Source organism: Flavobacterium difficile (assembly GCF_011392115.1).
GTDB lineage: Bacteria > Bacteroidota > Bacteroidia > Flavobacteriales > Flavobacteriaceae > Flavobacterium > Flavobacterium difficile.
In genome coordinates this window covers 73489-98786 of record NZ_JAAJBT010000004.1, presented here as the reverse complement: position 1 = coordinate 98786, position 25298 = coordinate 73489, and the positions used below count along the sequence as shown (strand labels likewise).

Below are 25298 nucleotides of genomic sequence, written 5' to 3'. Positions count from 1 at the left end.
TTGAAACCCTATTACTTTTATTAATAGGGTTTTTTCTTACCATTTATTTGAAATCTTTAGTATTTATTCGTAATTTGAAAATTATTAAATAATGAATATGGAGTTTTTAAAGAGATTTAGTTTAAAACACGAAAAAGAGGATTTCACTACAGTAATTGAAACAATAGAACAGGGTGTTGTTTTCAAAGGAACGAATTTATGGATTTTAATCTTTGCAATCTTTATTGCTTCATTAGGATTAAATGTTAATTCAACCGCTGTAATTATCGGTGCAATGTTGGTTTCTCCATTAATGGGTCCTATCATGGGAATCGGTTTAGCCATGGGTATTAATGATTTAGCATTGTTAAAAAAATCTGCCAAAAATTTTCTTTTTGCAGTTGGAGTTAGTTTGTTTACTTCAACATTCTACTTTTATCTTTCTCCTTTAAATGAAGCCCATTCAGAAATTTTAGCCAGAACCACACCAAATATTTATGATGTATTAATAGCTTTTTTTGGTGGACTTTCAGGAATTTTAGCTACTTCAAGTAAATTAAAAGGTAATGTGATTCCGGGTGTAGCCATTGCAACTGCTTTAATGCCACCATTATGTACTGCTGGATACGGATTAGCAAGTGGAAATTGGCAGTTTTTTTCAGGCGCTTTGTATTTGTTTCTAATTAATACTGTTTTTATAGCTTTATCAACCTTTGTTACTGTTCGTTTTTTAAGTTTTCCCAATAAAGAAATTATTGATTTAAAAACTAAGAAAAAGGTGCACAATTGGATTGGATTAATAGTTATTTTAACCTTATTACCAAGTATTTATTTTGGGTATGAATTTATCAAAGAAATTAAATTCAAAAGTCAAGCGAATAAATTTATTACCGAGCAACTCAACTATACTGACAACTTTCTCATTACAAAAAAAACTAATTATAAAGATCAAATAATTGAATTAGTAATTGGTGGGAAAAAAGTTGATTCATTAGAAATCAAAACATTAAAAGATAATTTAAAAGCATATAATTTAGAATCCGCCAAATTGATTATAAAAGAGGGATTTTCAGTTTCCAATGTGATAGATAAAAACACAATCAATTCGAAAAGCAGAGTTTTGGAGGAATACCAAAATAAAATCTCAGAAGAGGAAAACTTCAAAAAGAAAAATAAAATTGTGTTTCAAGAAATTAAAATCTTATTTCCAGAGATTACATCTTTTATTATGACAGCAGGAGAGCGTCATACTTCAGAAAAATTAGAACCAGTAACTCTTTGTATAATTAAATTAAAAGAGAATAATTCAAAATCATTTGATATTAAAAAATTTCAGGATTGGATAAAAATAGCCTACAATAAAAAATCAATGGCGTTTATAATTAATGAATAATACATGTTTGCTAATTTTAATATCTAGATATTGATTTTGAAAATTTCTCTGAAATGCTTAACTTTGTCATTCAAAATGGAATTCAAAAAGTTTTTTATCAAAGTCAATCTGAATATTTTTTCCATTACACTAAGAAATTTTCCATAACAAATTATTGATTTTTTCGATGCTGTTTTTTGCAACTAAAACAGTACCAGTACGAATCTGTTATTTATTGAATCAAGTTTTAATTTTGCTCTTTTTCCAATTTGAATTGAATTGTTTAAAGATATCATAGTAAAATGTTGTACCCTTGAAACTTTAAACGGAGAAACTATTCACTGATATTTGAAGATAACAATACATTTAGTTGTTTCAATCAAGATTGCATTCATTTATAAAATGATGCGTTATAGCTAAAGTATTTCAACACATTGAATGATTTTACTTGCTTATTTTCAAGTACCTTTTTAGAATATAAATACGATACATTTAAAAAAATAAAAAATGAAAATTACTAAACTATTTAAAGACTTTTTTGAAAGTGAAAAACTGGGTGGATTAGTATTAATTCTTTGCACTTTACTTTCATTAACTATTGCAAATTCTACATTAGGAGAAAGTTATCATCATTTTTGGCTAACTGAATTTTCAGGTCAAAGTATCGAATATTGGATAAATGATGGTTTGATGACCATTTTCTTTTTATTAATTGGTTTAGAATTAGAAAGAGAAATTTATCAAGGTGAATTGTCTAACGTTAAAGATGCATTGTTACCAATTTTTGCCGCTTTAGGTGGAATGTTTGTACCAGCTGCAATTTTCTTATTTTTCAATTATGGAACTGCCACGCAATCTGGTGCTGGAATTCCAATGGCAACTGATATTGCTTTTGCGTTAGGAATTTTATCGTTATTAGGCAATAAAGTTCCCACATCCTTAAAAATATTTTTAACCGCTTTAGCCGTAATTGACGATTTAGGAGCAATTTTAATTATTGCAATTTTTTATACCAAAACGTTACTTTGGACCAACTTGTTTATCGCGCTTGGCATCTTTGTCTTTTTGTATGTTTTAGGAAAATATTTTAAAGTTAAAAATTTGATTCCTTATTTAATCGGTGGAGTAATTATGTGGTATTTCATGCTGAATTCTGGTGTACACGCCACAATAACTGGAGTTTTATTAGCTTTTGCCATTCCATTTGGTAATGGAGGCGACAAATCAACTTCTTACATTTTGCAGCATTTTTTGCACAAACCTGTTGCATTTATCATACTTCCCATTTTTGCTTTGGCGAATACAGCTATAGTAATGAGTGGAAATGTTTCAGAAATTTTAACGCAAAACTATAGTCTAGGAATTGCCTTCGGATTAATTATAGGTAAACCATTAGGCATCTTTTTAATTACTTTTATTGCTGTAAAAGTTGGTTGGTGTAAATTACCAAGTGATTTAAATTGGAAATCGGTTTTAGGTGTAGGTTTTTTAGGAGGAATTGGTTTTACCATGTCTATTTTTATAACTTTACTAGCTTTTGATAATGAAACAATCATAAATAATGCTAAATTTATTATTCTACTTTCATCATTGATGGCTGGAGTTATAGGATTTGTATTTTTGAAAGCCACTTTGAAAGATTCACATATTGAAGAATGAAATTAGCCACAAATTTTCGAATTTTTCGGATTAACTTTTCGATTTTATTCGTCCCGATGATTCGGGATCATCAAAAATGAGTTAATTTTTATGTTTCTTTTTTAGATATTTGAGAATTCGTGGCAAAAGAATAAAATAACTTAATTTGATAATTACACCCAACGAGTTAAATTCAATTTTAATTTTCAAGAACCCTAGGGACGATTAAAATAAAATCAATTAATTCGTGGCAGAAAACAGAAGAAGATGGATAAAAAAATGGAAATCGCTGTAATAGCACATGATGGAAAAAAAGCTGATATGGTTCAGTTTTTAAACAAAAACCGTGACATTTTACTAAAAGAAAATATCAAAATTATTGCTACTGGAACAACTGGCGGAAAAGTAGAAGCAACGGGTATTCGAGTGAAGAAAATGCTAAGTGGCCCATTAGGTGGTGATGCACAAATTGCTGCAAGAGTTGCTGAAGGAAAAACTAAAATGGTACTGTTTTTTAAAGATCCGAATAGTAGCCATGCACACGAACCAGATATCAATATGTTAATTCGAATTTGCGATGTACATAATGTTCCCTTAGCTACAAATGAAGCTACAGCACAAATGCTATTAAACGCATTGTTGATAGAGTAGTGCCAACTAAAGTTCTTTATAACTACTATATAAATTCAAATTAAAGTTTTTTAAAATCAAAAAAAATCCTCAATACTTTTAAGATTGAGGATTTTTTATTCTTAATGATATTATTTAATGGCTATAGCAGAGATTTCTACATTTACATTTTTTGGTAAACAAGCTACCTGAACCGTTTCTCTTGCTGGAGCTGTAGCTTCGTTAAAGTAAGAACCATAAACAGCGTTAATTTTTGCAAAATTACCCATGTCACTAATAAAAATTGAAACTTTTATTACATTTTCAAAGGTCATTTCTGCTGCTTCTAAAACTGCTTTTAAGTTTTCCATTACTACTTTCGTTTCCTCTTCAATAGTATCTAAAACCAATTCGTTTGTAACGGGATTGATAGCAATTTGTCCAGATGTATATAAAGTGTTTCCTACTAACACGGCCTGATTGTAAGGACCAATAGGAGCAGGTGCTTTTTCAGTAAATATTATTTTTTTCATTTTTTTAAAATTAAAGTGTGATATATAGTTCTAAAGATACTATTTCATTTGCTTTTTTAATTATCTCAATCTTGGATCAGGTAATCTACGTTTATCCCATTTGATGTCACTCAATACAGATGATTTAATTCCGATAAAGAAATTCCAATATGAATACACTCCAATTGGTACGATACTAAAACTCATTCTCCAACTCTCTAAATCACGTTCAAAACGTAATTGTGTAAATGTGATTCCTTTTTGTGTGAAATCGTAACCAGATGAAACTCCCATTTTCCATTTCACTGCCAAATCAATATTACCTGACAACATTAATGAGTTTGTTGCCACTTGTTTTTGGTTTTCGTTATTATTAAAAGTCAATGAATACGCTATTTGTAAATCCCAAGGAAATTTGTAATTAAACAATTCTGATTGTGAATTTTTAGCACCATCTTTTTTAAATAAGCTTTCTTCTTGATTTCCAAGGTCAGTTGCAGAACCAAATAAATCGTCACTTCTTCCTCCGTTTTGAACCGTTTGGTTTGATTTTTTTTCACCACTAAAATCATTACTTGTTAAAGAATAGTTTAAAGTAATGTTAGAAGTAGTCATTCTGGCTAAACCATTACCATTATTGATACTAAATTCATTAATCCTTTGGTTATTCACATCTAAATCGTACAAATCGAATTGTGCACCAAAATTTACTGCTAGTTTATTGTCTAATAAAGTAGTTCCACCAATAAAATTAATTGGAGCCAATTTGAATTCTTCTGCAGCAAAATTATAAGCAGTTGAGAAGTTAAATTGGTTTAATAAAGATATTTTTTTTGTATCTCCTTTTTTACTGTTTTTATCTGCCACTTTTGCTTCAAGCGTATTAGCCAAACCAAAACCAATAGAATTAGAAATTCCTAAACTAGGTGCGCCAAAAAGTGTATTTTCAAATCTTGAATATTGAAAAACATTACCAAAATTATCTTGATATTGGTCATAATATCTGTCGAAACTAGGTGTATAACCATACGAAATACTTGGACGCATTAAATGGCGAATGGCTTTAATTTTACTAGTTTCTTTAAAGGTATAAGTTCCATAAATAGTTGTACCGATACTTGAAGAAAAGTTATAAGTTCTGTAAGCATCAAAACCGTTTTTCCTAATAGTTTGTGTTTCATTTGGTTTATTTGATACAAAATCATTTGTTGGGTCTACAACTTTTTCATTTGTATTAAAAACCCAATTTTCAGTAAAAGAAGTTCCAGCCGTTACGCTAAAATATTTGAAAATTTTGAAATTTGTAGATAATGGCACTACATGCGAAATTCCCGCAATGGCAGTATCAAACATTTGCGATTTAAATAGAAATTCTTCTGTAGTGGCAATTCTGTTTTCTCCTTTTAAGCTATATTGTAAATTTATGTTCTGAAAAACACCTCTTTTAATTCCCTCTTGTTTTGAAAACGGAAAAATTCTGTCCACACTTGCATTGAAAGACGGCAACGTTAAATTTACCACTTCAGTATTTGTATTTTGATTGTGAGTAACAGCAACAGCAAAATTTACTAAAGGTACAATTGGAACCGTTTTAGAATAACTAATTGAAGAACTTAATGTATTATTTAAATTAGAACCAACATTAATTAAATTTAAAGATTGTCTAAAATATTTACTACTTCCAAAATTTACAGAAGAAGAGAAACGTGAATTAGCAGATGCCTTAGCATCTTGATTATGTGACCACTGAATGTTGTATTGATTGGTTCTAGAATATCCTGGAAAACCTTTTTCACCTAAAACCTGATTTTCATATCTTATCTGAACATTTCCGTTAAACTTATATCTTTTAGCATACGAGGTTTCTGTTCTAATTGCATAACTACCATTGGTATAATAATCTCCTAAAATAGCCAAATCGTAATAATCACTTAAAGCAAAATAATACCCACCATTTTGTAAAAAATAACCCCGATCGTTATTTTGACCCGGTGTAGGAATGATAATTCCAGAAGTATTTTTATCGGTCATAGGAAAAAAAGCAAATGGCACACCAATTGGAGTTGGCACATCGGCAATGTACATGTGCGTCAGACCGGTTACAAATTTTTTCCCAGGAACTAATTTTGATTTAGAAGACCAAAAATAATATTCAGGATTTTCTATATTTGTAGATGTAGTAAAACGTGTATTCTTAAAGAATATTACAGAATCATTTTGTCTTTTAGAGACTTCAGAACGAAGAAACATTTCGCCTTGTTTACTTTTAGCATTATAAATTTTGGCTCTACCTGATTTAGTATTGAAAATAATGGAATCTGGTTCTATAATATTTTCTCCCTGCTTGAAGTAAGGGTATTGGGTATACTTTCCTGTACTGTCTTTTAATCTTCCGGCGTAAACAAGATTTTTTTCGTAATCTAAAACGATTACACCCGACTTTAATTCGAAATTTTGATAATATAATTCCGCTTTGTTATAAAGTGTTAATCGCTTTTTTCTTTGGTCTAATCTTTCGTAATCTTTAGCTTTTCGATTTACAATTCCTTCTAATAAAGGTTTTTTAGTAGTGTCTTTTTTAACTAATGCTTTTGTAGCAACTAATTCATTAACATTTACTTGGACACTATCATTTGGACGAGTGGTTTGAGAGTAAATTTCTGAATTACATGCAATTAGAAAAAAAAATAAAAAAACGATATGATTAATCTTTGTACTCAAATCTATAAATACTATTTTTGTAAAAATTGGTTCAATTTTTGATGGGTCAAACTTACGTATATTTTTTGTTAAATTTAATTATTTAGTAAAATTATAACTTATTTACAAATGAAAAAAATACTCTTATATATATTGCTCTCTTTATCAGTCTTTTCTTATGCTCAAGAAAAGAAATTTAAAGTAGTTTTAGATGCTGGTCATGGTGGAAAAGATCCTGGAGCATCAAAAAACGGATGCATTGAAAAACATATTGCACTAGATGTAGTTTTGAAAATTGGAAAAATTTTAGAAACTTATCCAGAATTTGATATTAAATATACAAGAACTACAGATGTTTTTATTCCCTTACAAGATCGAGCCAAAATTGCCAACGAATTTGAAGCCGATTTGTTTGTTTCTGTTCATTGTAACTCTTCTGTATCTCCTAAACCTTATGGAGCGATGACATTAGTAATGGGTTTGTCTAGATCTGGAATGAACTTTGAAATCGCAAAAACTGAAAATGCTGTAATTTCATTGGAAGAAAATTACAAAGAAAAGTATGAAGGTTTCGATCCCAACAATCCAAATACTCAAATTGGTTTAAAAATTATACAAGAGGAAACTTTAATGCAAAGCATCGATTTTGCTAGCACTGTACAAAATTATTTTAAAAATACTTTGCAAAGGAAAGATTTGGGCATGCACCAACAACCACTTTGGGTTTTAGACGCTACAGTTATGCCAGGTGTTTTAATTGAATTGGGTTTTTTAAGTAATTTGCAAGAATCTAAATACATGAAAACAGAAGAAGGCAAATCAAATTATTCTCAAATTATTGCGCGTTCTATTATTGATTACAAAAACAATTTAAGAGGCACGAATACAGTTCCAAATGTTTTAGATATTAAAGAACCTGTAATCATTGAACCAGAAATAGTAGTTGTAACTTCCGACTCAACAACCGTTTCAAATACTACAACCGTTGAAGCTGTTGCGGCTGGTTCTGGCTACAAAGTACAAATTAGCTTTAGTACTAAAAAACTTGAGTTGATTCCAGAAAACTTTAACGGATTGAGCAACATAACCATGACAGAAGCAAATGGTGGATACAAATATTTTTACGGGAATGGAAGTATGGAGACTTGTAAAAAATTATTAACAGAAGCCAAATTAAAAGGATATAAATCTGCTTTTATAGTGGAATCAAAATAAAAAAATGACAAAATTAAAACTCCTAGTATTTTTACTTTTATTTTCTATAACGATACAATCTCAAACCAAGAAGTTTAAGGTAGTTTTAGATGCCGGTCATGGTGGAAAAGACTATGGCGCAACTTATCATGGCAATATTGAAAAGAAAATTGCATTAAATACGGTTTTAAAAGTAGGTGAAATTTTAGCAAAAGAAACAAATGTTGAAGTGGTTTATACCAGAAAAACGGATGTTTTTGTCGAATTAGATCAGCGTGCAAATATTGCAAATAAATCTAAAGGGCATTTATTCATCTCTATGCATTGTAATGCAAACGATAATCAAACAGCATCAGGAAATGAAACTTACGTAATGGGAGTTACAAGAAATGCTGCTAACCTAGAAGTAGCAAAAAAAGAAAATGCTGTGGTTACTTTAGAAAGCGATTATAAAATAAAATACGATGGTTTCGACCCAAAATCTCCAGAATCGGTTATGGGAATTTCTATCATGCAAGAAGAAAATATTCAGCAAAGTATTGACATTGCGGGAAAAGTGCAACAGGCGTTTACTAAATTTACTTCTAGTAAAAATAGAGGGGTTAAACAAGCAGGTTTCTTGGTTTTAAGAAAAATAATTATGCCTAGAGTATTAATAGAAATGGGATTTGTTTCTAATAAAGATGAAGGTGCTTTTCTAAATTCTACCGAAGGACAAAATAAATTGGCAGAGGCCATAGCAAAAGCTATATTAGAATACAGAGATGATTTTTTTAAATTAGAAACACCTGAAACTCCAAAAAAAGTAGAACCTAAAAAGGAACTTACAAAAAAAGACGAACTTAAAAAAACGGATGTAAAATCTTCAACTGAAAATAAAATTGCAATTGAAGGTGTAACATTTAAAATTCAAATTTCTGCAAGTGGTAAAAAATTAGAAACGTTTCCAAAAAATTTTAACGGATTAAAAAACATTTCTGTGGAAAAAGAAAATGCAATTTATAAGTATTTTTATGGTTCAACAACTTCTTTAGCAACTGCCAAACAATTGTTAGAAGAAGCAAAAGTTAAAGGCTATACTTCTTCATTTATTGTGCCTATAAAAAATGGTAAAAAAATCAAATTAAGCGAGGCAATCAAATAAATATTGCTATTTTTGTTTTTTTAAATTACTAAGCTTTGAAAATTACTAGAGAAATTAAAGTTGCCGTATTAGTTATTTTATCCATAGTATTATTTTATTGGGGATTTAACTTTTTAAAAGGTAAAGATTTATTTAATAAAACGACTACTTTATATGTTATTTATGATTCAGTAGAAGGTTTAACTCCGTCGTCTGTTGTTTCCATCAAAGGTGTACCTGTTGGAAAAGTTGATTCGTATTCTTTTATTGAAAATAAAAAAGTTTTAGTAGTGTTATCAATCGCATCAGATTATCCAATTTCTAAAACTAGTGTGGCAGAACTCAGAGGTTCATCACCATTAGGTGGAAAAGAAATTGTTATTATTCCTAATGATTCAGACAAAAATTTAGTTACAAATGGTAGTTATTTGCTTTCTGCTAATACTTTAGGACTAACTGATAAATTAGCCGAACAAATCGGACCAGTGAAAGATAAAGTGGAAGTTTTACTGGAAAATGCTAATAAATTGATTAGCAATTTAAACGCCACGTTAGATGCTACTACACAACAAAAATTAAAATCTACAATTGCTTCACTAGAAGTTACTATGTCAGAATTTAGTCAAACTTCAAAAAGTATTAATGGACTTTTAGCTGAAAATAAATCTAAATTAAATACAACCTTATCTAATTTTGAAAAAACATCTGGAAGCTTGAACGCCATGTCAAATTCTTTGGAAAAAGCGGATATCGGTGCAACAGTCAAAAAACTTGAAGCAACATTGACCAGTGTAAATGCCATGATGACTAATCTTGAACAAGGAAAAGGTTCTATGGGTAAATTATTAAGCGATGATGCCATGTACACCAATTTAACTAAAACCTCAAAAGAACTAGAGTTACTTTTACAAGATTTACGACTCAATCCAACACGATATGTAAATGTGTCTGTTTTTGGAAAGAAAAACAAACCATACGTAGCACCATCAAATGAAACAAATTTAGAACAACCAAAAAATTAAAATTATGTCTTTTTTACCCAATATTATTTTTGCAATTGTCCTGATCGTAGGAGTTGGTTTTTTTGCTAAAAATGTAAAAAAAATAATTAGAAACATCAAATTAGGTCAAAAAGTTAACCGAACTGATCACTCAAGCGCCCGATGGAAAAATATGGCGTTAATTGCTTTTGGTCAGAAAAAAATGTTTACCAGACCAATTCCTGCCATTCTGCACTTCACTTTGTATGCAGCTTTCATCATTACACAAATTGAGTTATTAGAAATTATCGTAGATGGACTTTTTGGAACACATCGTTTTTTTAAAGATAGTTTAGGTGGTTTTTATACTTTTTTAATCAGTTTTATAGAGATTTTATCTTTATTGGCTTTAATTGCAACAATTGCATTTTTATCAAGAAGAAATTTATTGAAATTACCGCGTTTCAATAAAGTAGAAATGTTAGGCTGGCCAACAAAAGATGCTAACTTGATTCTTATCATGGAAGTTGTTTTGGTAGCTTGTATTTTCACCATGAATGGAACAGACGAAGTTTTGTATTCTTTAGGAAAATCTCATTATGTTGGAGATAGTGCTTCTTTTAATTTTACAATTACACAACATTTAGGTCCAGCTTTATTTGGTGGCATGAGTGAAAGTGCTTTGCATGTTTTAGAAAGAGTAGGCTGGTGGGGCCATTTTTTAATGGTAATCGCATTCTTAAATTATTTATATTTTTCTAAACATTTACATATCTTATTAGCTTTCCCAAATACATATTTTGCAGATTTAAATGCTAAAGGAAAATTCGATAATTTAGAAAGTGTAACCAATGAAGTAAAATTAATGATGGATCCAAATGCTGATCCGTTTGCTGCACCAGCAAATCCAGATGCTGTTCCTGCTAAATTTGGAGCTTCAGATGTGCAAGATTTAAATTGGGTACAATTACTAAACGCTTATACTTGTACAGAATGTGGTCGTTGTACTTCTTCTTGTCCAGCAAATACTACAGGTAAAAAATTATCACCTCGTAAAATCATGATGGATACGCGTGACCGATTAGAAGAAGTAGGTAAAAACATGGACGCTAATAATGGCGTTTTCGTTCCAGATAACAAATCGTTATTAAACGATTACATCACTCCAGAAGAACTTTGGGCATGTACTTCTTGTAATGCTTGTGTGGAAGAATGTCCAATTAATATTAGTCCATTATCTATCATTATGGATATGAGACGTTATTTAGTTATGGAACAAAGTGCTGCTCCAATGGAATTGAATGCGGTTATGACAAATATTGAAAATAATGGTGCGCCATGGCAATATAATCAACAAGATAGAGTAAACTGGAGAAACGAAGCATAACAATGATTCAATACACGGATCAAATTATTGGATTATTAGTTGGGATATTTTGTACTTTGATTGGATTTGATATTTATAATCCTTTCAAAAACAATATGGAGCAAGTAAATTGGTTCATGAGAAATAAAAAATTAATGAAAATTTTAGGAATTGGCCTTGTTGTTATAAATGTAACTTTAATTTTTGCTCAGAAATTTAAATAACATGAAAAAAGAAGAAATAGAAGGAAAGTTACAAGAGTTAACAGTAAATGGGGAACATTTAAGTCCGATATTACCTGAAGGCATTAAAAATTACCTTATTGATATTGACGGAACTATTTGCGACGATATTCCAAATGAAGAACCGGAAAGAATGGCTACAGCAAAAGTATATCCTGATGCTTTAGAAACTTTGAATAAATGGTACGATGAAGGTCATGTTATTTTCTTTTTCACTTCTCGCACCGAGGCACATAGGGAAGTTACAGAGGCTTGGTTGAAGCAACACGGTTTTAAATATCACGGAATGGTTATGGGTAAGCCACGTGGAGGAAATTATCATTGGATTGATAATCATTTAGTTAAAGCCACTAGATACAATGGAAAATTTACAGATTTGATTGAAAAAGATGTAAAAATCCAAGTTTTTGATGATGAAAATCTTGATGAATTAAACGATTAATTCTATAATTAGTAAGAACAAACATAAAATAATATGTCAGAAAATTTAGTAGTACCAACAATGGCCGAAATGATGGCGCAAGGACAAACTCCAGAAGTTTTATTTTGGGTAGGTTGTTCAGGTAGTTTTGATGATAGAGCCAAAAAAATCACAAAAGCTTTTGTGAAAATATTAAACAAAGCAAATGTGCCTTTTGCAGTTTTAGGCACAGAAGAAAGTTGTACTGGTGATCCAGCCAAAAGAGCGGGTAACGAATTTTTATTTCAAATGCAAGCAATGATGAATATTGAAGTCATGAATGCTTATGAAGTAAAAAAAATTGTAACGGCTTGTCCGCATTGTTTCAATACCATCAAAAATGAATATCCAGAATTAGGTGGTAAATACGAAGTGGTGCATCATACAGAATTTTTAAAATCTTTACTAGATTCTGGAAGATTGACTATTGAAGGCGGACAATTTAAAGGGAAACGTATTACTTTCCATGATCCATGTTATTTAGGTCGTGCAAATAATATTTACGAAGCTCCAAGAGATTTAATTACTAAATTAGATGCTGAGTTAGTAGAAATGAAACGCTCTCGTGCTAACGGATTATGTTGTGGTGCTGGTGGCGCGCAAATGTTCAAAGAACCAGAAAAAGGGGATAAAGACATCAACATTGAAAGAACAGAAGATGCTTTAGAAACAAAACCAGAAATTATTGCTGCGGGTTGTCCTTTCTGTAATACGATGTTAACGGACGGAATTAAAAATAAAGAAAAAGAGGCTTCAGTTCAGGTAATGGATATTGCAGAATTGATTGCAAATGCTCAGGATTTATAGGATGAGGAAAGTATTTTTATTTACTTTTTTTTTAATAAACACTTTCGCTTTTTGTCAAAATATTGATGATAAAAAAATACAACAATTATCCACTATAATTTCTGAAGAAACGTGCAATTGCGTACAAAAAATTAAAGAAAAGGATGAAAATTGGTTTGATTCAATTGAAAATTGTTTTTTAAAATCATTTGATAAAAATGAATTAAAAGTAAAGCAATTATTAGGAGCAAATTATCTAGACCAAGAAAATGGTAAAAATATTTTGCAAATTATTAGAAATTCTGAAGCATATTGGGTAAATGTTTGTTTAGATAAATTAAAATCTGAAGAAACTTTTGCTCTAAATTTAGTATATTATTTTAATGATAATGCAAATTTAACTTATGATTTAACATCATTTATTACATCGGATGCTGAAGAAAATACTGAAGTTGAAGAAGAAATTGTTGAAGAACAAGTTTTTGAAAATGAAGGAGTTGTATTGAAATTCTATTTTGATAAATATGAAACTCAATATGTAGTTGTTAAAATTGATACTGAAGAGGTTCATTTTATGGCTTATGATGAATTTGATAATTATAAACCTTATTTTAAAGAAAAAAAGCTGAAGATAAACGATAAAGTTTCCATAAAATATTCAGTGCTCAATTTATTTGATGACGACAAAAATCAATACGTTGATGAAAAAAGAATTCTAAATATTGAAAAAATATAAAATGTACATACCATTTGACGAATTACCAGAAGAATCTAAAATTTGGATTTACCAATCGAATAGAAAATTAGCAGACGAAGAAGTAACTGCCATTGATGCAAAATGTCAAGAATTTGTTGAAAAATGGGCTGCACATGGTACAAGTTTAGCGGCTTCATTTCTAATAAAATATAACCGTTTTATTATTTTTGCTGTGAATCAGGAAGTTCAGAATGCAACCGGTTGTTCTATTGATGCTTCGGTTCATTTTATTCAACAATTGGAACAAGAGTTTCAAATTGAATTGTTAGATAAAATGAATGTGACATATAAAATTGGAGAACATATTGCTCACAAAAACCTTATCGATTTCAAAAAAATGGCGAAAGAAAAAGCGGTAACTTCAAAAACTATCGTTTTCAATAATCTTATTAACACAAAAGGTGAATTGGAAGAATTTTGGGAAGTTCCAGCAGAAGAAAGCTGGCACAGTAGATTTTTCTAAAAAAAATAACTAACTTTGAAAATCATCAGAAAATAGAATTTTTGATGGTTTTTTTATTTATTTACAATTCATGAAACACTATATATACTTAACCTTGTTGCTTTCAACTATAGGTTTTGCTCAAAATAAAATTAACATTCAAACCCAGGAACAATGGGTAGATAGTACATATAATTCACTTTCTTTTGATGAAAAAGTGGGTCAATTATTTATGATTGCTGCGTATTCAAATAAAAAAGAAGATCACGCGCAAGATTTAGATAAATTAATAACCAAATATAAAATTGGTGGATTAATCTTTTTTCAAGGTGGACCCAATCGTCAAGCGAAATTAACCAATCGTTTTCAAGCTAAATCTAAGATTCCAATGTTAATTGGTATAGATGCAGAATGGGGTTTAAGTATGCGAATAGATTCTACACATTCGTATCCTTGGAACATGACTTTAGGAGCTATTAAAGACAATTCGCTACTTGAAAAAATGGGAATGCAAATGGCCGATCAATCAAAAAGATTAGGAATTCATTTCACTTTCGGACCAGTTGTAGATATCAATACGAATCCAAAAAATCCTATTATCGGAAATCGTTCTTTTGGGGAAACAAAAGAAAATGTTGCTGAAAAAGCTGTCGCATACATGAGAGGTTTACAATCTTATGGTGTTTTTGCTACAGCGAAACATTTTCCTGGTCACGGTGATACTTCAACTGATTCACATCACGCTTTACCAACTGTAGATTTTTCTCGAGAACGAATCGATGAAGTGGAATTGTATCCATACAGAGAACTGATTAAGAATGGATTAGCGAGTGTTATGGTTGCGCATTTAAATGTACCAAGTATCGAAACCCGTGAAAATTATCCGTCTTCTTTATCAGATAAAGTAGTGACAGATATTTTAAAAAACCAGCTAAAATTTGAAGGTTTAATCTTTACAGATGCCTTAAATATGAAAGGTGCAAGTAACTTTAAACAACCTGGTGATATTGATTTAGCAGCATTTTTAGCCGGAAATGATGTGTTGTTATTTGCTGAAAACGTACCTGTTGCTATTGAAAAATTTAAACAAGCATTTAAAGATAAAGTATTTACAGAAGAACGACTTTCTCATTCTGTTAAGAAAATTTTAAAATATAAATACAAAGCAGGATTAAACAATTATTGTCCAATTGAGTTTGAAAATTTGCATACTGATTTAAATAAGAAAGAATACAAAGCTTTAAATTTAGAGATGTATCAAAATGCTATTACAGTTTTAAATAACGTAGATGAAATTATTCCAATAAAAAATATTGAAAAGGAAAAAATTGCTTTCATTAAAATTGGTGAGGGTGACAGTTCTTTTTTTGAAGATAAATTGAAAGAATATGCGCAAATTGATATCCTTACAACTAAAAATTTAGATTCACTTTTGGTTCAAATTAAGGACTATTCTAAAGTAATTGTAGGTTATCATAAACCAGAAGGCATTTGGAAAAAAAATGAAATGACTTTTAAAGAAATCAATTGGATTGATAAAATTTCAAAAAATAGTAAAACCATTGTAGCTTTTTTCACAAAACCCTATTCACTATTAAAAATTCCAACTTTTGAAAATACTGAAGGCTTAATCGAAGCCTACCAAAATAACGAATTTTCTCAAATTGTTACTGCTGAAATTATTTTTGGAGCTACTGAAGCAAAAGGTGTTTTACCTGTTTCTCTAAAAAAAAACTTTAGCGCAAATGATGGAATTTCCACAAAAAACATTCACCGATTAAGTTATGCTTTTCCCGAGCAAGTCAATATGAATTCGGACGTTTTAGCAAAAATTGATGCTATTGCTAAATATGCCATAAAAAGTAAAGCTACACCAGGAATGCAAATTTTAGTAGCCAGAAGAGGTAAGGTGGTGTATAAAAAATCATTCGGTTATCATACTTATGATACCATTCAAAAAGTAAAAAACACCGATTTATATGATTTGGCTTCACTTACAAAAGTATTGAGCACGTTGCCAAATATCATGCAAGATTATGAAAAAGGAAAAATAAATTTTAAAACTACTTTATCTGAACTTATTCCTAGTTATAAAAATTCAAATAAAGCCGATATTAATCTTTTAGATATGTTAACACATCAAGCTAAATTACCAGCTTGGACTCCATTTTACGCTAAAACCTTAGACACCTTAAAAAAGCCAAGTACTAAATATTATAGCGCTTTACAATCTAAAGATTTTCCTTATAAGGTGTCTAATAATTTATTTTTGAGAAAAGATTATAACGATACCATTATAAATTTTATAAAAGACACGCAATTATTACCTTACAAACAATATAAGTACAGTGATTATACGTTTATTTTATTAAAAGAATATTTAGAAAAATCTCACAATCAAACCTTAGATAAATTATCTGATGACAGGTTTTACAAAAGTTTAGGTGCTTATTCTACTTCTTATAATCCCTTAGAAAAGTTCGAATTGAACCGAATTCCGCCAACTGAAATCGATAGCTACTATAGATATGATACCATTCAAGGATATGTACATGATATGGCTGCAGCTATGCAAAATGGAATTGGCGGTCATGCGGGTTTATTTTCTAATTCGTTAGATGTAGCTAAAATTATGCAAATGTTTTTACAAAAAGGAACTTATGGAGGCATCACTTATTTTACTCCTGAAACCTTTGATGCTTTTAATACGTGTTATTTTTGTAAAATTGGAAATAGAAGAGGAGCTGGGTTCGATAAACCACAGTTAGGGAATGAAGGGCCAACTTGTGGTTGTACTTCAAGAACAAGTTTCGGTCATACAGGTTTTACTGGAACAATGGTTTGGGCAGATCCAGAAAAGGAATTGGTTTACGTTTTTCTTTCTAATCGCACTTACCCTGATGCCAATATCAATAAATTATCAAAATTGAATATTAGAGAAGATATTCAAAAAATTATTTATCAATCTATAACTGATTAAAGATGACTTCAGACGCCAAAAATGCTAACGATTATTTAAATTCGTTACCAGAAGATAGAAAATTATACATTGAAAAATTTAGAAATAGTATTCAGAAAAATCTACCTAAAGGATTTGAAGAAGGCATGAGTTATGGGATGTTAAGTTACCATGTACCACATTCTATTTATCCTAATGGATATCATTGTAAACCTACAGATCCCTTACCTTTTATAGCCTTAGCTTCTCAAAAAAATAGCATTAATTTTTACCATATGGGTATTTATGCTAACAAAGAATTATATGATTGGTTTGTAAGTGAGTTTCCAAAACACTCAAATCGAAAATTAGACATGGGTAAAAGTTGTATGCGATTTAAAAATTTTGATGCTATTCCATATGATTTAATTGGCGAATTAGTTTCAAAAATTTCTGTTGAAGAATGGATTACAACTTATGAATCGGCATTTTTAAAAAATAAAAAATAATTTATGAAAATTGCAATAGTTTGTTATCCTACATTTGGTGGGAGTGGAGTAGTAGCAACAGAATTAGGATTAGAACTTGCTAAAAAAGGTCATGAAATTCACTTCATCACTTACAAACAACCAGTTCGGTTATCGTTACTAAACCCGAACATTTATTTTCATGAAGTAAACGTTCCCAATTATCCTTTATTTCACTATCAACCTTATGAATTGGCCTTATCTAGTAAATTAGTAGATATGGTAAAATTGTACAAAATTGATGTTTTACACGTACATTATGCCATTCCACATGCTTATGCAGGATATATGGCAAAACAAATGTTAGCGGAAGAAGGTATTTCATTACCTATGATTACTACACTTCACGGAACAGATATTACTTTAGTTGGAAACCATCCTTTTTATAAAAGTGCTGTTACGTTTAGCATTAATAAATCTGATTTTGTTACAAGTGTGTCTAATAGTTTAAGAGAAGATACCTATCGTTTATTTGATTTGAATAAAGAAATTCATGTTATTCCTAATTTTATTGAAATTGATGATGCTGCACATTTAGAAAAGTCTGTTTGTCAACGTTCTGTTTTAGCAAAACCTGAAGAAAAAATTATTACTCATATTTCTAATTTTAGAAAAGTAAAAAACATTCCAGATGTTGTAAAAGTATTCTACAACATTCAAAAAGAAATTCCATCTAAATTAATGATGGTTGGTGAAGGTCCAGAAAAAGCAATTGCTGAAAAACTATGTGACGATTTAGGTATTTCTGATAAAGTAATTTTCTTTGGCAATAGTAACGATATCAATCAAATCTTAAAATATTCCGATTTGTTTTTGTTGCCCTCGGAAACAGAAAGTTTTGGTTTAGCAGCTTTAGAAGCTATGGCTTTTAATGTTCCAGTAATTTCGAGCAATTCAGGTGGAATTCCAGAAGTTAACGAAGAAGGAGTTTCTGGATTTTTAAGCCATGTAGGTGATGTGGAAAATATGAGTCAGAATGCAATTACTATTTTAAAATCAGAGGAAACGCTTAATCAATTTAAAAAAGCTGCTTTTGAAGTAGCAAAAAAATTCGATATCAAAAATATTCTTCCTTTATATGAAGAATTATATAACAAAGCAATTAATTTAGAAATCTAATCATGAATACATTCAAGAAAATACTAATACTTTTTAGTTTATCTACTTTATTTATATCTTGTAAACCAAAACAAGAAATCGTGGAAGTTACTGATACTTATGAAGTGGTTTATAAAAATCAAATTGGTGGTAAAAAAGAGAAATCTCATCAAATAATTAAAAATTATGAAGATTTTAATGTTCTTATTTCTGAGTTAAATATCGATGAAGAAGAATACGAAAGATTATTAAAAATTGATTTAGAAAAACATGACTTATTAGTTTGTTATTTAGGAGAAAAGTCAACTGGTGGTTACGATATTGAGGTAGAAGATGTGAAATTCACAAAAACTGCTGCAGAAATAATTATAAAACAAATAATTCCTGAAAAAAATGCCATGGTAACGATGTCATTTACTTCACCCTATTTATTTCTATCCTTACCAAAAAACAGAACAATTTCAGTTAACAATTATTAATAAAAAAAATGTGCTTAATAATCTTTTATTAAGCACATTTAAAAAATTTGTTATCTTCTACCTCTACCAGCATTTTCAGAATTACCTCTACCTGAACTAGCACTTCTAGGCGCCTCGCTTCTTGGTTGTGAATTTCCATTTTGCGAATAGTTTCTCGGCTGTGATTCATTTCTTGAAGCACCTACTGTTCCGTTTCCTCTTGGCGAATATGTTCTTGGTTGCGATTCACTTCTCGGAGTTTCAACAGAAGCATTTCCTCTTGGTGAATATGTTCTTGGTTGCGATTCACTTCTCGGAGTTTCCACAGAAGCATTTCCTCTTGGCGAATATGTTCTTGGTTGCGATTCTCTTCTCGGAGTTTCCACAGAAGCATTTCCTCTTGGTGAATATGTTCTTGGTTGCGATTCACTTCTCGGAGTTTCCACAGCAGCATTTCCTCTTGGCGAATACGTTCTTGGTTGCGATTCACTTCTCGGAGTTTCCACAGAAGCATTTCCTCTTGGCGAATACGTTCTTGGTTGCGATTCACTTCTCGGAGTTCCAACAGAAGCATTTCCTCTTGGCGAATTTGTATTTGAGTTTAACTCTCTTGTTCCAGGAGTACGCGTTTTTATTTCTCTATTTCTATCCATTTCATATCGGTTTGAATATCCTCTGTTTCTATTTGAAAATGAACGATTTGGATGACGCATTTCATAACCATTACCTCTTCTTCCATAATAAGCATTGTATGCTGAATGACATCTTCTGTATGAAACATAATTATAGGTATGTCCGAAATTTATGTGAACTGAAATATGATTTCTATATCTAAAAATAGGAAATGGAGACCAGTGTGTATAGTAAGAAGGATAATACCCCCAATACCAAGACGAGCAATAAGGACGGTAATGATTTACCCAAAAAGTATTATAAATTACTGGTGTATGCACATAAATTGGTTCGTAAATATAATTATTTCCATACATGTATACATCACCAACTACCTGGATTTGAACCCTATTATTACTGTCTTTTTCAATTTCAACAGTCGCAACATCTTGAAAAACATCTTTTTCTAAAATAGCTTGTATTACAACAATATGCGTTCTTCCTTCCACAGACTCAACCACGCGCAAATAATCCACTTGATTGTCATTGTTCAAGTCTAAATTAGAAATTTGCGACTTAGGATCGTTCAATCTTCTTTCAAAATCTTCTAAATTTGAAGCGTCTCCAAAAATAGAAGCAACCGCTTTTAAATCTAAATTATCACTAATATCACTGCTATTTGCAGTTACTGTAGTTTTATCTTGTGCTAATGTTGGTACAGCCAGAAGTAGAGAGCCAATTACCGAAGCAAATAAATTTGTTTTCATACTATTAAGTTTTAGGTTATTATTATTTTTAATTATAAAACCAATTATTATGCCAAAAATTAGTATTGGAGAATTTGAAGTCTCAATTATTATTGTACATTAGCTATAAATATGGCGTTTATGAGAGTTTTTCTATTTCTTTTTTCCTTTGTAATTATTTCATGTAAGTCAACTTATAAAATTGTTGAACGAAAAGATATCCTGTTAGATTCTATTTCAATTCGAGCCATTTCACCAATGAATGGAGGCGTTTGGTTTGGTGGCACAAATTCAAAAGTTGGATTTGTTAATTTTGACAAACCATCAGAAACCAAAATTATTACTTTGCAAAAAAACAAAACAGATTTTAGAAGTATTGGTGTTGACGGTTCCATTTACTTTTTAAATGCTGGCTCACCTGCAAAAATCTATCAAATAAAAATGTTAAATGCAGATTATTTGCCAAGTTTAATCTATACCGAAGAAGGAGAAAAAGTGTTTTACGACAGCATGCATATCTCTGGAGATTTAGGAATTATTGTTGGCGATCCTACCGAAAATTGTTTGTCTGTTTTAATTAGAAAATCGAACAAAGAAAAGTGGCATAAAATACCATGTGATAGTTTGCCGCAAACATTTGAGGGAGAAGCTGCTTTTGCAGCTAGCGACACTAACGTTAAAATTATTGGTGATGCGATTTTTATGATATCAGGAGGAAAAAAATCGAGGTTATTTAAAAGTATAGATAAATGTACATCATGGCAAGTATATGACACACCTATTGTTCAGGGTGAAGCCATGACAGGCGCATTTTCAATGGATTTTTATAACCAGAAAAAAGGAATTATTGTGGGTGGGAATTATGAAAATCAAAAAGACAATTCGAACAATAAAGCCATCACTAAAAATGGTGGAAAAACATGGAAGTTAGTAGCCCAAAACAAAGCATTTGGATATGCGAGTTGTGTTCAATATTCGCCTGATAATAAAGGTAAAACTGTTTTTAGTTGCGGACCAAACGGTGTTTTTTACTCGAAAAATGGTGGTAGGAACTGGACTAAATTATTAAATGATTCCGATTTTTATACCCTTCGATTTGCCTCAAAAGAGCTTTTAATTTTAGCTGGAAAAAACAAAGTCACCAAAATAAAAATAAGCCATTAAAAAATGGCTTAAATTAGGTTCAAAAGTCACTAACTAATTAACTTTCTTGCATCGATTGGAGTATTATCTTCTTCTCGGAGGTGGACGATTGCCTCTTCTGTCTTTTAATTTTTCCAATAATTTTCTGTGGAATTCTTGCTCTAATCGTTCTAACTTTAAAACTTTTTCAGCTGAAATTACCGGAATTAATTCTGCTCTCATTTTCTTTTTAAGTGCCATAACTTCGGCTTCTTTTTCTTCTGCTTCTTCAATTTTCTTCAAAGCTTCTTCATCTGTACCAATACGTTTTTGAAGACGTAACTTCATTTGAGCTTCTTTTAGCACCATTATTTTCTCATCATATTTGTTGTAAATAGGCCAAAATTTTTCTGCTTCATCAGAGGTAAGAGCAAGCTTTTGAGAAAGAAACGCTATTTTTAAAGATTTGATTTGTTCTTTTCTAGCATCATTTTGTTGCCCCCAACCTAAATGAATGGAAAGTAAAAAAAGAAGGATATAAGTAATTTTATTTTTCATGAGATATTTATTTTTTGTTTTACTTTAATTGATTGCACTTAAATCATTATAAATCAATTCATTTTCTAATTCAGATAAATCTTCATTGTCTAACATCGAACCTACTTCATAGATACTTAATTCTTCTGCATGCATTTCTAGATAACTTATTTCGGCCAATTCATTATTTTTAGATTCAATTGAATTATATAATATTGGTGAAACAATTGTTAGTAATAAAACTGCTGCAATAGAAGTAACTTTATAAACAGAAGATTTTAAACGGATTACTTTTGTTGTAGTGCTGTTTTGTAAAATTTTAGTCTCATTTTTAGCAAAGTAATTTTCTGGCACTACAAAACCTGATGTTTTCGGCAAAAATTCAAGATGCAATTCTCCATCTAATTTCTCAATGAGTCTATCTGATAAAGTATCAAAATAGTCCGTTGGAGTAGAAAAACCCGTTTTAATTTTACTATTTTCTAATTCTGTTTTCATATTTATAAGACCTTATATTTTGTAAAAGGTTTAATTGTTTTTTAAATATTCTTCAATTTTTTTAACGGCATGATGGTAATTCGCTTTCAATCCACCAACTGAGGTGTCTAAAATCTCACTCATGTTTTCGTATTTCATTTCTTCAAAATACTTCATTTTAAAGACAAGTTGTTGTTTTTCAGGTAAAGTTGCAATCGCTTTTTGTAATTTTAGTTGCATTTCATTTCCTTCAAAATAAACATCTGCTTCTAAATTCATAATCGCTTTTTGCTGAACTTCTTCATTAGAAATCCCTTGTTTTTTAGCTCGTTGCTCAATAAAAGTTAACGATTCGTTCGTTGCAATTCGATACATCCAAGAATACAATTTGCTTTCACCTTTAAAATTTTTAATGTTTGAAAATACTTTAATGAACGTATTTTGTAGCACATCGTCGGCATCATCATGATTTAAAACAATGTTTCTAATATGAAAATACAAAGGTTTCTGATACTGTTGTACCAATTGCTTAAACGCGCTATTTTGCGTTTCTGGATGTATTAAAGATTCTATAAAAAGTTTTTCTTCTTGCAAAATTACAATGTATTTTATTATTTGACTAAAGTTATGTAAAAAGGTTTAATTACGACTTAAATTATTTATTTTCGCAAAAAAATATTATGTTACAAACCGTTATTTTCGATATGGATGGTGTTATTGTTGACACAGAACCTGTGCACCATTATGCCTATTTTAAGCATTTTGAAGAGTTAAACATTGAAGTTTCTGAAGAAATGTTTGCCTCTTTTACAGGTAATTCCACAAAAAATGTTTTTCAAAAAATTAAGGATCATTTCGGAATTATAACAGATACTGAAGTTTTAGTACAAAGGAAAAGAACTCTATTTAACGAAGCTTTCGATACCAAAGAAGATTTATTTTTATTAGATGGCGTAGAAGATTTAATGAAAAAACTACATCAAAAAAACATTCAAATGGTTTTAGCATCTTCAGCTTCTAAAGTGACAATAGAAAGAATTTTCAACCGATTTAATTTGCATCAATATTTTTCTCATGTAATTTCTGGTGAAGATTTTCCACAATCGAAACCCAATCCGGCTATTTTTAATGAAGCCGTAAGGTTATCAAATACGCCAAAAGAACATTGTATTATTATTGAAGATAGCACAAACGGCATAAAAGCCGCTCATGCCTCTGGTGTTTTTTGTGTAGGATATAAAAGTGTTAATTCACACAAACAAGACTATAGTTTAGCCAATATTGTAATTGACAGATTTGAGGAATTAGATATAGAGAATATTTTAAAATAATTTAACCGACAGCTTCTTTGTATACAAGTAAACATTTTTCTCGAGCCTCTTTATGCTCTACAATTGGATTTGGATAATGGAGCGTTTCTAATTCTGGAATCCATTTTTTGATATATTTTAGTTCTTTATCGAATTTTTTAATTTGTTCGGTCGGATTGAAGATTCGAAAATAAGGTGCGGCGTCTACACCAGAACCAGCTGCCCATTGCCAGTTACCCACATTACTTGCTTGTTCATAATCTAATAATTTAGAGGCAAAATAAGCTTCTCCCCAACGCCAATCTATTAATAAGTGTTTGCATAAAAAGCTTGCTACAACCATTCTTACACGATTGTGCATGTGTCCGGTTGCATTTAATTCTCTCATACCAGCATCAACCATCGGATAACCTGTTTTACCTTTACACCATTTTTGAAACAGTGTTTCATTGTTCACCCATTTTATTTCATCGTATTTTGGTTTAAAACTTTGTGATTTGGTGTGTGGAAAATGCCATAAAATTTGCATAAAAAATTCTCTCCAAATTAATTCTTTTAAATACGTTTCATTTTGAAATTTTACAGCATATTGTACCAATTTACGAATGCTTATAGTTCCAAATCGCAAATGAATTCCAATTAATGAAGTTCCATTTTTGAGCGCTGGAAAATTTCTTGTGGCTTCGTATTCTGAGACTAATTTTTCCGAAATATTGTAGACTGGCAAGGGAATGGTTGTTTTTTCAAAACCTATATCTTGCAAGTTTAAAAAAGGGTAGGAGTGAGAAATAATTTTAGACAATAACGTTTCCGATGGGTAATTTACCAATTCTATTTCTTTCAATTTAGCTTTCCACTTGTTAGAATAGGGTGTATAAACCACATAAGGAGAACCATCATCTTTAGTTATCTCAGATTTTTCAAAGATAACTTGATCTTTACAAGTTTTAAAATCGATATTGTTATTTTTGAATACTTCATACAAGGTTAAATCTCTTTTTCTTGCATAAGGCTCGTAATCGTGATTGGTATAGACTGATTTTATGGAGTTTTCCGCAATTAATTTTTCGAATATTTCAAGAGGTTGTCCATAAAAAACAGCAAGAGACGTATTGTATTTCGCTAATTCCGTATTCATAAGCTCTAATTGCTCATGAATAAAAGTTACTCTAGCATCATTTTTATCTAGATGCTCAAGAATAGATGCATCAAAAATAAATATTGGTAAAACGCTTTCGTTTTCATTTAAGGCATGAAACAAAGCGGTATTATCTTCTAAACGTAAATCTCTTCTAAACCAAAAAACTGTCATT

General features: G+C 30.4%; 25 protein-coding genes. 18 read left to right on the top strand and 7 right to left on the bottom strand.

Features of this window, described 5'->3' with window-relative positions; all coding sequences use genetic code 11:
- Positions 1-97: 97 nt before the first annotated feature.
- The 3 genes from G4D72_RS08075 to G4D72_RS08065 all read left to right on the top strand — a co-directional run bounded on the left by G4D72_RS08075 (position 98) and on the right by G4D72_RS08065 (position 3640).
- Positions 98-1372 carry a TIGR00341 family protein gene (locus G4D72_RS08075; RefSeq protein WP_235922477.1) on the top strand — a complete coding sequence of 425 codons (1275 nt, stop codon included), beginning with the start codon at positions 98-100 and terminating at the stop codon, positions 1370-1372.
- Positions 1373-1858: 486 nt separating this feature from the next.
- Positions 1859-3010 carry a Na+/H+ antiporter NhaA gene (nhaA, locus tag G4D72_RS08070; protein WP_166077159.1) on the top strand — a complete coding sequence of 384 codons (1152 nt, stop codon included), beginning with the start codon at positions 1859-1861 and terminating at the stop codon, positions 3008-3010.
- A 258-nt stretch (positions 3011-3268) separates the two neighbouring features.
- Positions 3269-3640 carry a methylglyoxal synthase gene (locus G4D72_RS08065; RefSeq protein ID WP_166077325.1) on the top strand — a complete coding sequence of 124 codons (372 nt, stop codon included), beginning with the start codon at positions 3269-3271 and terminating at the stop codon, positions 3638-3640.
- 110 nt (positions 3641-3750) lie between these two features.
- Here the strand turns inward: G4D72_RS08065 and G4D72_RS08060 are convergent, their stop codons facing one another.
- Together G4D72_RS08060 and G4D72_RS08055 are read right to left on the bottom strand one after the other, a co-directional pair.
- Positions 3751-4131, bottom strand: a complete 381-nt coding sequence (locus G4D72_RS08060; protein WP_166077158.1) for a RidA family protein — start codon at positions 4129-4131, stop codon at positions 3751-3753.
- Positions 4132-4191: 60 nt separating this feature from the next.
- Positions 4192-6831 carry a putative LPS assembly protein LptD gene (locus tag G4D72_RS08055; RefSeq protein WP_207784885.1) on the bottom strand — a complete coding sequence of 880 codons (2640 nt, stop codon included), beginning with the start codon at positions 6829-6831 and terminating at the stop codon, positions 4192-4194.
- A 108-nt stretch (positions 6832-6939) separates the two neighbouring features.
- Between G4D72_RS08055 and G4D72_RS08050 the strand changes: the two genes are divergently transcribed.
- The 13 genes from G4D72_RS08050 (at position 6940) to G4D72_RS07990 (ending at position 19202) form a co-directional block, all read left to right on the top strand.
- On the top strand, positions 6940-8025 hold the full coding sequence (locus G4D72_RS08050; RefSeq protein WP_166077156.1) for an N-acetylmuramoyl-L-alanine amidase family protein: 1086 nt from the start codon (positions 6940-6942) through the stop codon (positions 8023-8025).
- Between the two features lie 4 nt (positions 8026-8029).
- The gene (locus G4D72_RS08045) at positions 8030-9148 is read left to right on the top strand and encodes an N-acetylmuramoyl-L-alanine amidase family protein (RefSeq protein WP_166077155.1); all 1119 of its coding nucleotides are present in this window, start codon (positions 8030-8032) and stop codon (positions 9146-9148) included.
- A 35-nt stretch (positions 9149-9183) separates the two neighbouring features.
- Positions 9184-10149, top strand: a complete 966-nt coding sequence (locus tag G4D72_RS08040; RefSeq protein ID WP_166077154.1) for an MlaD family protein — start codon at positions 9184-9186, stop codon at positions 10147-10149.
- A 4-nt stretch (positions 10150-10153) separates the two neighbouring features.
- Positions 10154-11494 (top strand): (Fe-S)-binding protein, encoded by a 1341-nt coding sequence (locus G4D72_RS08035; RefSeq protein ID WP_166077153.1) that lies wholly within the window; start codon positions 10154-10156, stop codon positions 11492-11494.
- A 2-nt stretch (positions 11495-11496) separates the two neighbouring features.
- Positions 11497-11697 (top strand): hypothetical protein, encoded by a 201-nt coding sequence (locus G4D72_RS08030; protein ID WP_166077152.1) that lies wholly within the window; start codon positions 11497-11499, stop codon positions 11695-11697.
- Between the two features lies 1 nt (position 11698).
- Complete coding sequence (locus G4D72_RS08025; protein ID WP_166077151.1) at positions 11699-12157, top strand: LNS2 domain-containing protein; 459 nt, start codon at positions 11699-11701, stop codon at positions 12155-12157.
- Between the two features lie 33 nt (positions 12158-12190).
- A complete protein-coding gene (locus tag G4D72_RS08020; RefSeq protein ID WP_166077150.1) occupies positions 12191-12982 on the top strand; it encodes a (Fe-S)-binding protein in 792 nt (263 codons plus the stop codon).
- A 1-nt stretch (position 12983) separates the two neighbouring features.
- A complete protein-coding gene (locus tag G4D72_RS08015) occupies positions 12984-13697 on the top strand; it encodes a hypothetical protein (protein WP_166077149.1) in 714 nt (237 codons plus the stop codon).
- 1 nt (position 13698) lies between these two features.
- Positions 13699-14181, top strand: coding sequence for an ABC transporter ATPase (locus tag G4D72_RS08010; RefSeq protein ID WP_166077148.1), 483 nt, complete (start codon positions 13699-13701; stop codon positions 14179-14181).
- Positions 14182-14251: 70 nt separating this feature from the next.
- The gene (locus tag G4D72_RS08005; RefSeq protein ID WP_166077147.1) at positions 14252-17140 is read left to right on the top strand and encodes a glycoside hydrolase family 3 N-terminal domain-containing protein; all 2889 of its coding nucleotides are present in this window, start codon (positions 14252-14254) and stop codon (positions 17138-17140) included.
- Between the two features lie 2 nt (positions 17141-17142).
- Complete coding sequence (locus G4D72_RS08000; protein WP_166077146.1) at positions 17143-17607, top strand: DUF1801 domain-containing protein; 465 nt, start codon at positions 17143-17145, stop codon at positions 17605-17607.
- A 3-nt stretch (positions 17608-17610) separates the two neighbouring features.
- Positions 17611-18744: an N-acetyl-alpha-D-glucosaminyl L-malate synthase BshA gene (bshA, locus tag G4D72_RS07995; RefSeq protein WP_166077145.1), complete on the top strand. Its 1134-nt coding sequence runs from the start codon at positions 17611-17613 to the stop codon at positions 18742-18744.
- A gap of 2 nt (positions 18745-18746) precedes the next feature.
- Positions 18747-19202, top strand: coding sequence for a protease complex subunit PrcB family protein (locus G4D72_RS07990; RefSeq protein ID WP_166077144.1), 456 nt, complete (start codon positions 18747-18749; stop codon positions 19200-19202).
- Between the two features lie 50 nt (positions 19203-19252).
- Here G4D72_RS07990 and G4D72_RS07985 read toward each other — a convergent pair whose 3' ends face one another.
- Positions 19253-20560, bottom strand: coding sequence for a hypothetical protein (locus G4D72_RS07985; RefSeq protein ID WP_166077143.1), 1308 nt, complete (start codon positions 20558-20560; stop codon positions 19253-19255).
- Between the two features lie 120 nt (positions 20561-20680).
- Between G4D72_RS07985 and G4D72_RS07980 the strand changes: the two genes are divergently transcribed.
- Positions 20681-21703: a WD40/YVTN/BNR-like repeat-containing protein gene (locus G4D72_RS07980; protein WP_166077142.1), complete on the top strand. Its 1023-nt coding sequence runs from the start codon at positions 20681-20683 to the stop codon at positions 21701-21703.
- Between the two features lie 63 nt (positions 21704-21766).
- Here G4D72_RS07980 and G4D72_RS07975 read toward each other — a convergent pair whose 3' ends face one another.
- Genes G4D72_RS07975 through G4D72_RS07965 form a run of 3 tightly spaced genes read right to left on the bottom strand, consistent with a single transcriptional unit; the run spans position 21767 to position 23269 of the window.
- The gene (locus G4D72_RS07975) at positions 21767-22219 is read right to left on the bottom strand and encodes a sensor of ECF-type sigma factor (RefSeq protein ID WP_166077141.1); all 453 of its coding nucleotides are present in this window, start codon (positions 22217-22219) and stop codon (positions 21767-21769) included.
- Between the two features lie 24 nt (positions 22220-22243).
- On the bottom strand, positions 22244-22696 hold the full coding sequence (locus G4D72_RS07970) for a hypothetical protein (RefSeq protein ID WP_166077140.1): 453 nt from the start codon (positions 22694-22696) through the stop codon (positions 22244-22246).
- A gap of 30 nt (positions 22697-22726) precedes the next feature.
- Positions 22727-23269, bottom strand: coding sequence for an RNA polymerase sigma factor (locus tag G4D72_RS07965; RefSeq protein WP_166077139.1), 543 nt, complete (start codon positions 23267-23269; stop codon positions 22727-22729).
- A gap of 86 nt (positions 23270-23355) precedes the next feature.
- Between G4D72_RS07965 and G4D72_RS07960 the strand changes: the two genes are divergently transcribed.
- Positions 23356-24006 (top strand): HAD family hydrolase, encoded by a 651-nt coding sequence (locus G4D72_RS07960; RefSeq protein ID WP_166077137.1) that lies wholly within the window; start codon positions 23356-23358, stop codon positions 24004-24006.
- Position 24007: 1 nt separating this feature from the next.
- Here the strand turns inward: G4D72_RS07960 and G4D72_RS07955 are convergent, their stop codons facing one another.
- Positions 24008-25297 (bottom strand): cryptochrome/photolyase family protein, encoded by a 1290-nt coding sequence (locus tag G4D72_RS07955; RefSeq protein WP_166077136.1) that lies wholly within the window; start codon positions 25295-25297, stop codon positions 24008-24010.
- Position 25298 lies beyond the last annotated feature (1 nt).